At 63.8% G+C, this 12551-nt stretch carries 10 protein-coding genes; 8 read left to right on the forward strand and 2 right to left on the reverse strand.

Annotated elements, in window-relative coordinates; all coding sequences use genetic code 11:
* Nucleotides 1-10: 10 nt before the first annotated feature.
* From M2282_RS19720 to M2282_RS19755, 8 genes are all read left to right on the forward strand, one after another.
* Nucleotides 11-919, forward strand: a complete 909-nt coding sequence (locus M2282_RS19720) for an amino acid ABC transporter substrate-binding protein (RefSeq protein WP_280810462.1) — start codon at nucleotides 11-13, stop codon at nucleotides 917-919.
* A complete protein-coding gene (locus tag M2282_RS19725) occupies nucleotides 916-2133 on the forward strand; it encodes a pyridoxal phosphate-dependent aminotransferase (RefSeq protein ID WP_280810463.1) in 1218 nt (405 codons plus the stop codon). The genes M2282_RS19720 and M2282_RS19725 overlap by 4 nt, the downstream gene beginning before the upstream one ends.
* 157 nt (nucleotides 2134-2290) lie before the next feature.
* Nucleotides 2291-3964 carry a thiamine pyrophosphate-binding protein gene (locus M2282_RS19730; RefSeq protein WP_280810464.1) on the forward strand — a complete coding sequence of 558 codons (1674 nt, stop codon included), beginning with the start codon at nucleotides 2291-2293 and terminating at the stop codon, nucleotides 3962-3964.
* 183 nt (nucleotides 3965-4147) lie between these two features.
* Nucleotides 4148-6703 (forward strand): type VI secretion system Vgr family protein, encoded by a 2556-nt coding sequence (locus M2282_RS19735; RefSeq protein ID WP_280810465.1) that lies wholly within the window; start codon nucleotides 4148-4150, stop codon nucleotides 6701-6703.
* Entirely contained in the window at nucleotides 6703-7683 is a 981-nt protein-coding gene (locus M2282_RS19740) for a DUF4123 domain-containing protein (protein ID WP_280810466.1), read from the forward strand. The genes M2282_RS19735 and M2282_RS19740 overlap by 1 nt, the downstream gene beginning before the upstream one ends.
* Before the next feature lie 113 nt (nucleotides 7684-7796).
* Nucleotides 7797-8222: a DUF3304 domain-containing protein gene (locus tag M2282_RS19745; protein WP_280810467.1), complete on the forward strand. Its 426-nt coding sequence runs from the start codon at nucleotides 7797-7799 to the stop codon at nucleotides 8220-8222.
* 25 nt (nucleotides 8223-8247) lie between these two features.
* A complete protein-coding gene (locus M2282_RS19750) occupies nucleotides 8248-8772 on the forward strand; it encodes a DUF3304 domain-containing protein (RefSeq protein WP_280810468.1) in 525 nt (174 codons plus the stop codon).
* Between the two features lie 24 nt (nucleotides 8773-8796).
* Nucleotides 8797-10803 carry a T6SS phospholipase effector Tle1-like catalytic domain-containing protein gene (locus M2282_RS19755; RefSeq protein ID WP_280810469.1) on the forward strand — a complete coding sequence of 669 codons (2007 nt, stop codon included), beginning with the start codon at nucleotides 8797-8799 and terminating at the stop codon, nucleotides 10801-10803.
* A 70-nt stretch (nucleotides 10804-10873) separates the two neighbouring features.
* Here M2282_RS19755 and M2282_RS19760 read toward each other — a convergent pair whose 3' ends face one another.
* Together M2282_RS19760 and M2282_RS19765 are read right to left on the reverse strand one after the other, a co-directional pair.
* Nucleotides 10874-11176 (reverse strand): hypothetical protein, encoded by a 303-nt coding sequence (locus M2282_RS19760; RefSeq protein ID WP_280810470.1) that lies wholly within the window; start codon nucleotides 11174-11176, stop codon nucleotides 10874-10876.
* Between the two features lie 20 nt (nucleotides 11177-11196).
* Nucleotides 11197-12432: an ammonium transporter gene (locus M2282_RS19765; protein WP_280810471.1), complete on the reverse strand. Its 1236-nt coding sequence runs from the start codon at nucleotides 12430-12432 to the stop codon at nucleotides 11197-11199.
* Nucleotides 12433-12551: the final 119 nt, after the last annotated feature.

Genomic DNA, 12551 nt, shown 5'->3' on the forward strand with positions numbered 1-12551 from the left:
GACAGAGAAGATGAAGAAGCAACTGAAGACCCTCGCCACCGCCGCGCTGCTCGCGCTCGCATTCGGCACGACAGCTACCGCGCAGCAGGCCCCGACCGGCGGCACGCTCGACAAGATCAAGTCGAGCGGCAAGGTCGTGCTCGGCGTGCGGGAAGCTTCGCCGCCCATGGCCTACATGCTGGGCGCGGGCGAGAAGTACGTGGGCTACCACGTCGAACTCTGCGAGCGGGTGCTGAAAGACATCGCGCCCAGCGCCAGGCTCGAATACATGGCCGTGACCGCGCAGAACACCATTCCGCTGGTGCAGAACGGCACGCTGGACATCGGCTGCGGCCCCACCACCAACAACACCGCGCGCCAGCAGCAGGTGGCCTTTGCGCTCACCACGTACGTGAGCGAAGTGCGCATGGCCACCAAGGTCGACTCGGGCATCACCACGCTCGACCAGCTCGCGGGCCGCAACGTGTCGGCCTCCACCGGCACCACCGCCGTGCAGCTGCTGCGCAAGCGCGAGCGCGCACAGAACGTCTCGTACAACACCATGCTCGGCAAGGACCACCTGGAGAGCTTCCTGCTCATGGAATCGGGCCGCTCCGATGCCTTCGTGCTCGACGACAACCTGCTCGCCGGGATCATCGCGAACTCGAAGAATCCGTCCGCCTACCGCATCGTGGGCGATGCGCTGGGCTCGGAGCCGATCGCGCTGCTGTTCCGCAAGGACGACCCGGCCTTCAAGGCGGCGGTGGACGATTCGCTGCGCAAGCTCATGAAGAGCGGCGAGCTCGAGAAGATCTACACCAAGTGGTTCGTGGCCGCGATTCCGCCAAAGAACACCAGCCTCAACCTGCCGATGAGCCCAGCCCTGAAGCAACTGCTGCTCGAACCCAACGACAAGCCATTGGAAGCCTACGCCAAGTGACAGACGCAGCCGTGTTCTCGCCGGCGCAACGTGTGCGCGCCATCAACGTCTCGGAGATCCTGCGCATCACCGACCATGCGCAGGCGCTCAAGCGCGCCGGCCGCCCGGTGATCGTGCTGGGTGCGGGCGAGCCCGACTTCGACACGCCAGAGAACATCCGGCATGCGGCCTCGCAGGCGATTGCGCGCGGCGACACGCGCTACACGGTGCTCGACGGCAGCCCGGCGATGAAGGCGGCGGTGCAGCTGAAGTTCAAGCGCGACAACGCGCTGGATTTCGCGCTCGACGAGATCAGCGTGAGCGCGGGCGCCAAGCAGGTGATCTTCAACGCGCTGATGGCAAGCCTGAACCCGGGCGACGAAGTGATCCTGCCCGCGCCGTACTGGACCTCGTACGCGGACATCGTGCAGATCTGCGGCGGCGTGCCGGTGTCGGTGACGTGCGGCGAGGAGAACGGCTTTCGGCTGACGGCAGCGCAACTGCAGGCGGCCATCACGCCGCGCACGCGTTGGCTTTTCCTGAACTCGCCGTCGAACCCGAGCGGCGCGGCCTACAGCGCTGCGCAACTGAAGCCGATCACCGACGTGCTGCTGGACCACCCGGGCGTCTGGGTGCTGGCGGACGACATCTACGAACACATCCTCTACGACGGCCTCGCGTTCGCGACGCCGGTGGCCGTCGAGCCGCGGCTGCGCGATCGCACGCTCACGGTGAACGGCGTATCCAAGGCCTATGCGATGACTGGATGGCGCGTGGGCTACGGCGCCGGGCCGCGCGCGTTGATCGCGGCAATGGCGGTGGTGCAGAGCCAGTCGACCTCGTGCCCGTCGTCGGTGAGCCAGGCCGCCGCGATCGAGGCGATCACCGGGCCGCAGGGCATCGTGGTCGAGCGCTGCGCGTCGTTTCAACAGCGACGCGACTTCGTCGTGGCCGCACTCAACCGCAGCCAGGGCCTGCATTGCCGCGTGCCCGAGGGCGCGTTCTATACCTTCGCAAGTTGCGCCGGCGTGCTCGGCAAGCGCACCGCCAGCGGCGCGCTGCTGCAGACCGACAGCGACTTCTGCCGCTACCTGCTGCAGGACTTCGACGTGGCGGTGGTGCCGGGCAGCGTGCTCGGGCTGGCGCCGTATTTCCGCATCTCGTATGCGACGTCGATGGGGCAGCTCGAAGAGGCGTGCGCGCGCATTACCGCCGCCTGCGCCGCGCTCACATGACCCCGCGTTGTTCCCTCCCCTCCCGGGGGAGGGTTGGGGTGGGGGCTCGCGGCGCATCAATTGCCGTCGGCACATCCACCGCCGCTTGCCCCCATCCCAGCCTTCCCCCGGAAGGGGAAGGAGCGAAGACAAAGACCTTCATTGCATTGGACACAGCATGATTTCCTCCCGCACCGGCGGCCAGATCCTGGTCGACCAGCTCATCACCCACGGCGTCAAGCAGCTCTTCTGCGTGCCCGGCGAAAGCTTCCTGGCCGTGCTCGACGCGCTGCACGATGCATCCATCGACGTGACCGTGTGCCGGCAAGAGGGCGGCGCGACGATGATGGCCGAGGCGCAGGGCAAGCTCACGGGCAAGCCCGGCATCTGTTTTGTCACGCGCGGCCCCGGCGCCACCAACGCGGCGGCGGGCGTGCACATCGCGCACCAGGACTCGACGCCGCTGCTGCTGTTCGTCGGCCAGGTCGCGCGCGATGCGCTGGGCCGCGAGGCCTTCCAGGAGCTGGACTACGGCGCGGTCTTCGGCACCATGGCCAAGTGGGTCGTGCAGATCGACGATCCGGCGCGCGTGCCTGAACTCGTCTCGCGCGCCTTCCATGTCGCGACCTCGGGCCGGCCCGGTCCGGTGGTGATCGCGCTGCCCGAAGACATGCTGACCGAAGCCGCGGTGGTGGCCGATGCACAGCCTTATGCGGTGACCGAGACCCACCCCGGCGCGGCGCAACTGGCCGAGCTGCAGCATCGGCTGTCGCAGGCGCAGCGGCCTGTCGTCATCCTGGGCGGCAGTCGCTGGTCCGAAGCCGCGACTAAACAGTTCGCCGATTTCGCCGAAGCGTATGCGCTGCCCGTGTACTGCTCCTTCCGCCGCCAGATGCTGATGTCCGCCGAGCACCCCTGCTACGCAGGCGACCTGGGGCTCGGCGCAAACCCGCGCATGCTGGCGCGCATCCGCGATGCGGACCTTGTGCTGCTGGTCGGCGGCCGCCTGTCGGAGGTGCCGTCGCAGGGCTATGAGCTGTTCGCGATCCCGCAGCCCAAGCAGGCGCTGGTGCATGTGCACGCCGACGCCGACGAGCTCGGCAAGCTCTACCGCCCGGCGCAGGGCATCCACGCCACGCCGCAGGCTTTCGCCGAAGCGGTGGCCACGCTGCGCCCCGCTTCACCGCCTGTCTGGCAGGCCGATACGAAGACCGCACGCGAAGAGTTCGTCCGCTGGAGCGATCCGGCGCCCATCCGCATCCCCGGCCCGCTGCAGATGGGCGAGGTCATGCAGCACCTGCGCGAGGTGCTGCCGGCCGACACCATCTTCTGCAACGGCGCGGGCAACTTCGCCACCTGGGTGCATCGCTTCTGGCCGTTCCGCGCGTTCGCAAGCCAGCTCGCGCCGACCAGCGGCTCGATGGGCTACGGCCTGCCGGCGGGCGTGGGTGCCAAGCGCCTGTGGCCCGGGCGCGAGGTGGTCGTGTTCGCAGGCGACGGCGATTTCATGATGCACGGCCAGGAATTCGCCACCGCCGTGCAGTACGGTTTGCCGATCATCGTGGTGCTGCTCGACAACGCCATGTACGGCACGATCCGCATGCACCAGGAAAAGCACTACCCCGGCCGCATCAGCGCCACGCAGTTGAAGAACCCCGACTTCCGCGGCTACGCCGAGGTGTTCGGCGGCCACGGCGAGCGCGTGACGACGACGGAGGAGTTCGGCCCCGCACTCGCGCGTGCGCGTGCCAGCGGCAAGCCCGCTATCCTGCACTGCCTGCTGGATCCCGAGGCGATCACGCCGGCCAGCACGCTGCAGTCGATCCGCAAGGCTGCGCTGGCTGCGAATTAGCGGGGGCAGGTCGGGACGCGATCGCACGGACGGGGCGCTCGGTCTTTGCGCAGCGCTTCGTCATCGTGAATTTTTCGCGTTTCTTCGTGTTGCTTTCGGCGTTGACGGTCGTTTGACCATTGTTCGCAAAGGTGCCGCACGAGGAACTCCAAACTTCCTGGATCACCAACTCGTCAGTGGTCCATGTTGCGAACCCTCACTGTTCAATCGCCCGCGATTCCGCTCGCGCTCGGCCGGCCTGCGCTGGAGCCTGTGCGGCTCTCCGGCCGAGAAGGTATCAACAGCCTTTTCGAATACGAGTTGCTGTTGAAGACCCCGGATGCGCTCAACATCGGCGCGAGCGGTGCGGCCGATTTCGATCTCGATTCCTTCATCGGTCGCGAGATCAGCTGTCAGATCGAACTCGACGGTTCTGGTGCCTTCCTTCCCGGCACCGCAGGTGAGAGCACCGATCGCATCGGCGCCGGCGTTCGGCAGATCAACGCCCTGGTCACCGACGCCGCCATGTGGGGCGAAGAAGGGCGCCACGTTCAATACAAACTGACGCTGCGCCCTTGGCTGCATCGAGCCACCCTCGCGACCAACTGCAAGATCTTCCAGAACAAGAGCGTTGTCGGGATCCTCGATGAACTGTTGGCCGACTACGCCTTCCCCGTCGAAAAGCGCCTGTTCGACACATACCCCCAGCGCGAATTCCAGACGCAATACAACGAAAGCGACTTCGATTTCTTCAGCCGCTTGTGCGAAGAATGGGGAATCAGCTACCACTTCGAGCATGCCGAAGGCAAGCATCGCCTGATCCTCTCGGACGCCATGGGCGCCTACAAAGCGGCTGATAGTGCAGCCTATCGCAAGGTCGAATACCACGCGCCCGGCTGGAAGACCGATGCCGAGTACGTCAGCAGTTTCGTACCCCACAGCCATCTCACGAGCGGCCAATACAGCACCCGGGACTTCGACTACACCAGGCCGCGCGCCGACCTGAGCGTGGACCGCAAGGCCCCCCGGCCAACGGGGTTGGCCGACGGCGAGGTCTATCAATGGCATGCAGCCCACGCGGGCAGTCACTATGCGCAGCCGCGCGCCGGCACCGCCGAAGCCAACGACCCGCACGATGAAGGCCGGCAACTGGCCGTGTTGCGCATGCAGGCGTTGCGCACGCACGGCGAGCGCGCGGAGGGCCGCGGCAATCTGCGCGGCATGGTGCCGGGTTGCACCTTCAAGCTGCACAAGCATCCTCGCCAGAAGGCGAACGCCGAGTACTTAATTCTCGACACCCACTTCGTCGTCGAGGAGGTTGCGCAGGACAGCCAGAACAAGGACGCGGTGCGAGACCGCCAGCAGCAGTGGCGCATTCACGTGGACTTCACCGCCCATCCGGTCAACGAGCCGTTGCGCCCGGTGCCCACGCGCGCCAAGCCTCTGGCCGTTGGCCTGCAATCCGCATTGGTCGTGGGCCCCGAAGGACAGAACGTCTGGACTGATGAACTGGGCCGCATCAAGGTTCAGTTCCCCTGGGATCGCATCGGCCAGAAGAACCAGCACAGCAGTTGCTGGTTGCGTGTCAGTTCGCCATGGGCGGGCAACCAACTGGGCGGCATCCATGTTCCGCGCATCGGTCAGGAGGTGATGGTCGACTTCTTCGGCAGCGACCCCGATCTGCCCATCTGCGTGGGCCGCCCCTACAACCAGATGAACCAACCGCCCTGGCAACTGCCCGGGCAGAGCGCGCTGTCGGGCTTCCGCAGCCGTGAACTTGCCGAGGAAGGTGGCAACAGTGCGGCGGGCCGGAGCAACCACATAGTCTTCGACGACACCGCCGACCGGATTCAACTTCAGCTCAAGAGCGATCACCAGCACAGCCAGTTGAGCCTGGGACACATCACGCGCATCGAAGACAACGCCGGGCGCAAGGACGCAAGGGGCGACGGGTTTGAACTGCGTACCGACGGGCATGGCGCGATTCGAGCCAGGGACGGCCTGCTCATCACCACCGAAGCGCGAAGCAATGCCGTCAAGCACGCCAAGGATCTGGGTGAAACGGCGACACGGCTTGCGCAGGCTCGCGAGCAACACGAGAACCTCGCCGACGCCGCCCGGCAAGCTCGGGCACAAGACGCAGACAGCGACCAGCACGATGTCGCCGTTGTCCTGAAATCGCAGAACGAAGACATCGCCGGACTCGCGGAAGGAGGCGGCAAGGAAGACCGTTTTCCGGAGTTGAGCGCACCGCATCTGGTGTTGGCGAGTCCTGCCGGCATCGAGACCAGCACACCCGGCAGCACCCATATGGCCAGCGGCGAGCACATTGCGTTGACCGGCGGCAGGCATATCAGCCTGAGCGCAGGCGCCAGCTTGTTGGCAAGCGTGAGAGGCGCGATCCGGCTGTTTGCGTACAAGGCCGGCATGCGTCTTGTGGCCGCGCAAGCGGATATCGATATTCAGGCGCTGGAGAAAAATCTCAAGCTGCTCGCCAAACTGGAGATCACCCTCACAGCCAACCGCATCGAGATCACGGCCAAGGAAGAAGTCATCGTCAATGGCGGAGGCAGCTTCACCCACTGGAAGGCGCAAGGAATTACGCATGGAACCAAAGGGGCATGGGTCGAGCACGCGGCCACGCATTCACTGATCGGCCCGCGAAGCCTGCCCTTGCCGGATTTCAAGTTTTCCGAGGCAGTCTGCAAGGAATGCCTGCGCAAGGCCCTGGCTGCCGCTTCGCCTTTGGGGCGCCGCTGATGGAGCGCCTCTACCTTCAGGACGCCCTGCCGCGCGAAAAGATTCAATTCATCGTCGACTGGCATCACAGGATCGCCGCCGAAGCGCCCAGAGACACGACATGGGCCATCGTCGACGGAGCCATTCTTGGCGCGCAGGGATTGGAAGACCTGCGAACCGCCTATGGCGACCCTGCTCGTGCTTTCGACAATACGTCGTTGGCCGACTACGAAGAGCTTGGCCTTTTGCTGTGGCCCTTGTCGCGCGTCATTGAAGAAGATTCGGCGGAGGCATTGCGTGCAGCCTTGTCGGGTCAGCCGGGCTTGAGCTTCGTGCGTACGGACAACTCGTTGGCCTTCTTGACCCACACGCTGACCTGGCTGAGCGGTGTCGTTACTGAAGACGGATTCCCGCTGTACCTGCGCATCGGCGACACCCGTGTGTTACGCAGCCTTATCCGTCGCCTTCCCCCGGAGCACGATGCCGTTATGCAGGGTGCGGTCAAGGAGTGGGTCTGGTTCGACCGGGCATCCAGAGTAGAGGCCGTGCAATCGGACGGCGGACCTGCGTCTTCTGTTCCAAGAGAGGATTGCTGCATCGGCGATGCCCACTATGCAGCCTTGCTTGCGGATGCCGCCGTCGACATCCTGCATGCGGAAGTGCGTCGCGCATCGCCGGACTCGCGCGACCCTCGCACCTCGGCCGAACTGTATTCGTGGCTGGAAAAAGTCATTGAACGCGCCGAGGCATTGGGACTGATGCGATTGCCGGATCAGGTGGTATTTGCGGTGCTGGCTTTGGATGCGCCTGACGGCTTTGAAACGCTGGAGGAGCTTGGGCAAACCTGGCGCGATGTGCGCGAGGGAGCGACCACCCTGGGTAAGCGCATTGGACGTTGGGGCGACATCGAGTGGGACGCGATCGAAAATCTTCAGCGGAATGTGGCTAAGCGTCGGACCGATGAACGCGCCGCCCGCATCCTGAAAAGGATGGGTCTGTGACGCACGGCTTCAGAACCCCGATTAAATTGCTTGCGAGTTGGCTGCTGCGAGTGGTCGCGACTGCCTTGATATTGTCAGGAACGAGTGGCTGCGAACCGAAGCCCCCAGAGCCCATGATTGTGGGCATCACCGGCTACACCTTCACCAGCGAAGGGGTGCAGGAGTATTACGTCAACGGCAAGCGAGGCTCCAACATTCCGCCCTACGGCGGAGGCGGATCTCTTTCATGTTGCGTAGCGTTGCCCGCCGAATGGAGCCCCGGATTGACTGTCGAAGTAAGTTGGATCACAGGCCACTGGACTGTGCCAATCGAAAAGATTCAGGCAATGAATATCAAAGAAGCAATTGAATGCTGTTTGGATCGTCGTTCGTTGACCAAAACTGTGCCTGTCGAGCGCTATGGCAAAGAGGGAGGACGATTACAAGTGTTCTTCCTGCCGAATGACGAGATTCAAGTGTGGGTCCATGGTGCAGGGCCGCAGAACTCCAGCCATCCATCACAGCGGGGATATCCAGAAAAACCAGAAGCCGAACGCTAGGAGCACAACCACGGGGAGGCCAGTAATGTCTGTTCAACTATTTGCGAGATGGCTGCTGCGAGTGGTCGCGACTGCCTTGGTATTGGCAGGAACGAGTGGCTGCGAGCCCAAGCCGCCGGAGCCCATGGTCGTCGGGATCACGGGCTACAACTTCACTAGTGAAGGGATGCAGGAGTACTACGTGAACGGTAAGCGAGGCTCCAACCTTCCGCCATACGGCGGAGGCGGCTCGGTGTCGTGCTGCGTGTCGCTTCCCCCTGAATGGAGTCCTGAATTGACGGTCAACATCAACTGGACGATGGGCCGCTGGACAACCCCTTGTGAGAGTCGCAAAAATTTGACCATTCAGCAACAGATCGAGTGTTGCTCTGCAGAGCGCACGCTGCGTACGACTGTTCCTGTCGAGCGCTATGGCAAGGAAGGAGGGCGGTTGCAAGTGTTCTTTCTGCCGAATGATGAAATTCAGGTGTGGGTCTACGGCGCTGGGCCACAAAACCCCAACCATCCCTCACGCCGGGGCTATCCAGAGAGACCAGAAGCCAAGCACTAAAAAACACAAACGGAAGCGTCAAGAATGTCAGTTCAACTTATGCCAGCCGCCCTGCCAGGCGATCGCCGTCTGAGCCTCAAAGAGAAGGTACAACGTGCTGCAGCCACCAGCTGCATCGAGCGCAGTGACGAGGCCGCGCTTTGTGCATCGATGATTCATGTCGGAATTTTCTTTGACGGGACCAATAACAACAGGAAGCGCGATCAACTAGATGTACTGGGGAAGCAACCAAAGAAAGAAGATTTCAACAGATGCAGTCACAGCAATGTGGTCGTGTTGCACGATGCTTTCAGGGAAGATCCAAAGAATGGCTACTATCGAATCTACGTGCCGGGCGTGGGCACGCCCTTCGAGGAGATCGGAGAGAAAACAGAAACGCCTGACGGTAAGGCCAAAGCCACAGGCGGCGACGCGCGGATCAATTGGGCACTGATCCAACTGCTCAATGCGATGCATCAAGCCATTCATGTTGATGAGTTGCTTGTAGATGATGCAGAGGCCGGGCGCCTTGCCACCAAGCAACCGCTGCACGTTGCAAGCACTGGCCCCAACATGCCCGGTAAACGCGTGTACTTCGTCGGTCGTGCGACCGGGCTGGATGCCGAGCCCGGCGGCAAGCTTGGGGAGCTGAAAAAGGCTCTGCAAAGCAAGCCCCCGAAGAAACTGGTGCAAGTCAATCTCTCGGTGTTCGGTTTCTCACGGGGTGCGGCGCAGGCGAGGGCGTTTTGTCACTTCTTGCACCATCTGCTCTTGAAAGAAAAGAACGGCAGCTACACGTTGGCGGACGTGCCGTTTCGCATTCAGTTTCTGGGACTGTTCGATTCGGTGGCCTCTGTCGGGCTGGCCGACAGCTCGCCCTTCTGGCGAGGTCTTGGCGGGTGGGCCAACGGCACGCTGGACATTGTGCCCAGCGTGGAGCGCACGGTGCATTTGTGCGCTGCGCATGAAATTCGCATCAACTTTCCGCTATCTACTGGTCGGCAGCGCGACAACAAGTACCCACCCAGCTGCGTCGAGAAGGTGTACCCGGGCGCTCACTCGAATGTCGGCGGCGGCTACGACCCAGGTTGTCAGGGCAAGGCCGTCGGCGCGCGTGCAAAGCTGCTTTCTCAGATGCCGTTGCTGGATATGTATCACGAGGCACGTAACAGTGCAGTGCCGCTGTTAAGTATCGAGAAGCTCAAGGCGCTTGGTGCCGCCGGTGCCGCAGTCGCCAACGATCTGGCAATAGATGGCGAGGGCGCCGAGCTGTTCAACGCCTACCGCGAATGGTCCACCCGCAGCGGCGTAGGCGGCGGTATCGAGGCCGCACAGCACGGCCATATGCAGCTGTATTGGCGCTGGCGGCTGATGCATATGAACAACGTGCCCAAACTCCCAAGCTACCAGCGAGCCTCAGAACAGGACCGTATCGACATGCGCGAAAGCGATGCCGACTTTGCATCTGACGTGGCTGCGGCGCTCGGGCAGAAAAGATTGGAATCCGATCTCGCGCAGACGGATCCGTTGTCCGTGGGTAACTCCGGTCTTTCCACGGCTCAGAAGGACTTCTTGCGCATCTACGAGGAGTTCTCAATGAACGCCCCCGCGAGCAAATTGCCCGCGGCGGCCAATCGTTTCTTCGACGAGATGGTGCACGACTCACATGCCTCCTTCTACATGGTAGGACCGGTGACGGCGTTTGACCGTGAAGAGAAGATCAAGCAGATCAAAAACAAGGTCGACATCACCCGACGGCACATGGCCTGGGTAAAGGACACGAGCGCGACGCTCATCTTGCCGCCGGGTGCAGTTCGCGGGACGCCACCGCCGATGGACGAAGCGCGCTCGCTTTCCGAACTGGAGCGGCGCATCTGGGACTACCAGAAGACGCATCCGGGCGAATTCCCTCAACTCACCGATGCAGACCGCGAACAGTTGCTGGCGATGGAAGACATCGTGACCAGCGGGGCCGTGCGCCTTGTCACCAACAAGACGCGCCGAGAACTCGGCGGTCATTTGCGCTATCGGCGTGTGTTCGACAGAAGTTGACCTGCATGGCCATCGGAAGCATGTTGGGAAAAGGGCAGGGCGCGGGCGACCACGCCAGCAAGAAAAAGACTCAGCGCAACCCACCCACATAGCGAGGCGGCGGCGTAGGCGGATTCCCATCCGGCTGCCGCGCCGCCAGCCGCGCAGCGCGGGCCAGAGGCTCCATTGCCTGCTCGAGCCGCGTGGCCAACTGGTCGAGCTCCTCGTCCTTGGTCTCCGCCGCATGCTCCCGTGTCATGCGCACGATCTCCGCGGCGTACTCGGCATTGGTGGCCATCCATTCGGTGTCCGTCACCCGCCCATGCTTTCGCCGCAGCGCCACGTGAAGGCGGGCGGCGAGGGCGATGCGTTCGCTTTCGGACATGGATGGCATGGTCTTGTCTCCCTCGGTGGTCAGGCTCCCAGGTGTTCACGATGCTGAGCAAGATCGAGGCCCAGCTGTTCGCTCTCCGCGTTGACGCGCAATCCGACCAGCACGTGCACCAGGAACAGCACGATCGCCGTTCCTGCCGCGCTGTAGATCGCCACGCTGCCCACGGCAATGGCCTGTGTCAGCACGTTGCCGGCCGCGCCCGAGATGCGTGCATCGGCGAACACGCCCGTGAGCAGCGCGCCCACGATGCCGCCGATGCCGTGCACGCCGAACACGTCGAGCGAATCGTCCGCGCCCAGGATGTGCTTGAGGCCCGTGGCGCCCCAGTAGCAGGCCAGGCCCGCGATGGCGCCGATGGCCAGCGCTGAGAGCGGCGTGACGAAACCGGCCGCGGGCGTGATCGCCACCAGTCCGGCCACGAGGCCCGAGCAGAGCCCCAGCAAAGAGGGGCTGCGCCGCACGATCCACTCGCCGACCATCCAGCTCATCGCGCCAGCGGCTGCCGCGATGTGCGTGACCAGCATCGCCAGCCCCGCGCGCCCGTCGGCCGCCACCGCCGAGCCCGCATTGAAGCCGAACCAGCCGACCCACAACAAGCCCGCGCCCATCATCGTCATCGCCAGGCTGTACGGCTCGAAGGCCTCGCGTCCGTAGCCCTTGCGCGGGCCGAGTGCATAGGCGCACACCAGCCCCGCGATGCCCGCGTTGACGTGCACCACCGAGCCACCCGCGAAGTCGAGCGCGCCCATCTGCGCGAGCCAGCCGCCCGGCTCCCACACCCAGTGCGCGACCGGCGCATACACCAGCACGCTCCACAGCAGCGCAAACCACAGCACCGCCGAGAAGCGCATGCGCTCCACGAACGCGCCCAGCACCAGCGCGGTGGTGATGATCGCGAAGGTGAGCTGGAACATCGCGTAGACCGACTCGGGCACGTTGGGCGCGACGTGGCTCACCGCGATCTGCCCGGCCTCCTTCAGGTATTCGAAGCCCGAGAACCAGAAGCGCCCGGTGCCCCCGAGCCATGGCCAGCCGGCGGTGAAGGCCAGCGAATAGCCGAGCGCGAACCAGGTGAGCGACACCGCCGCGGCAATCGCCACCACGGCCGCCATGGTGGCCAGCACGTTCTTGCGCCGCACCATGCCGGCATAGAAGAGCGCGATCCCGGGCAGCGTCATCAGCAGCACCAGCGCGGTCGAGGTCATCATCCAGGCGGTGTCGGCCGCGTTGATGGAGGCTTGCGGGACCAATGCCATGGCGGTGCGCTTCTTCGAGTTGTCGTTGGATGGGCTGCCACGTGCACGAGTCGTGCCACATCGTTAACGCCCGGAAACACTTTGGTTTGCGAATCGGCCGTTCGCAGTAAGGCAAAGCG

This window comes from Variovorax boronicumulans (assembly GCF_029892485.1).
Lineage (GTDB): Bacteria > Pseudomonadota > Gammaproteobacteria > Burkholderiales > Burkholderiaceae_C > Variovorax > Variovorax boronicumulans_B.

What these genes read in the sequence shown, in the direction of transcription:
- M2282_RS19750 (WP_280810468.1), top strand. Translation starts at nt 8,248, where the DNA reads ATGTCTGTTCAACTATTTGCGAGATGGCTGCTGCGAGTGGTCGCGACT.
- M2282_RS19745 (WP_280810467.1), top strand. Translation starts at nt 7,797, where the DNA reads ATGATTGTGGGCATCACCGGCTACACCTTCACCAGCGAAGGGGTGCAG.
- M2282_RS19720 (WP_280810462.1), top strand. Translation starts at nt 11, where the DNA reads ATGAAGAAGCAACTGAAGACCCTCGCCACCGCCGCGCTGCTCGCGCTC.
- M2282_RS19765 (WP_280810471.1), bottom strand. Translation starts at nt 12,432, where the DNA reads ATGGCATTGGTCCCGCAAGCCTCCATCAACGCGGCCGACACCGCCTGG.
- M2282_RS19755 (WP_280810469.1), top strand. Translation starts at nt 8,797, where the DNA reads ATGTCAGTTCAACTTATGCCAGCCGCCCTGCCAGGCGATCGCCGTCTG.
- M2282_RS19730 (WP_280810464.1), top strand. Translation starts at nt 2,291, where the DNA reads ATGATTTCCTCCCGCACCGGCGGCCAGATCCTGGTCGACCAGCTCATC.
- M2282_RS19760 (WP_280810470.1), bottom strand. Translation starts at nt 11,176, where the DNA reads ATGCCATCCATGTCCGAAAGCGAACGCATCGCCCTCGCCGCCCGCCTT.
- M2282_RS19740 (WP_280810466.1), top strand. Translation starts at nt 6,703, where the DNA reads ATGGAGCGCCTCTACCTTCAGGACGCCCTGCCGCGCGAAAAGATTCAA.
- M2282_RS19735 (WP_280810465.1), top strand. Translation starts at nt 4,148, where the DNA reads ATGTTGCGAACCCTCACTGTTCAATCGCCCGCGATTCCGCTCGCGCTC.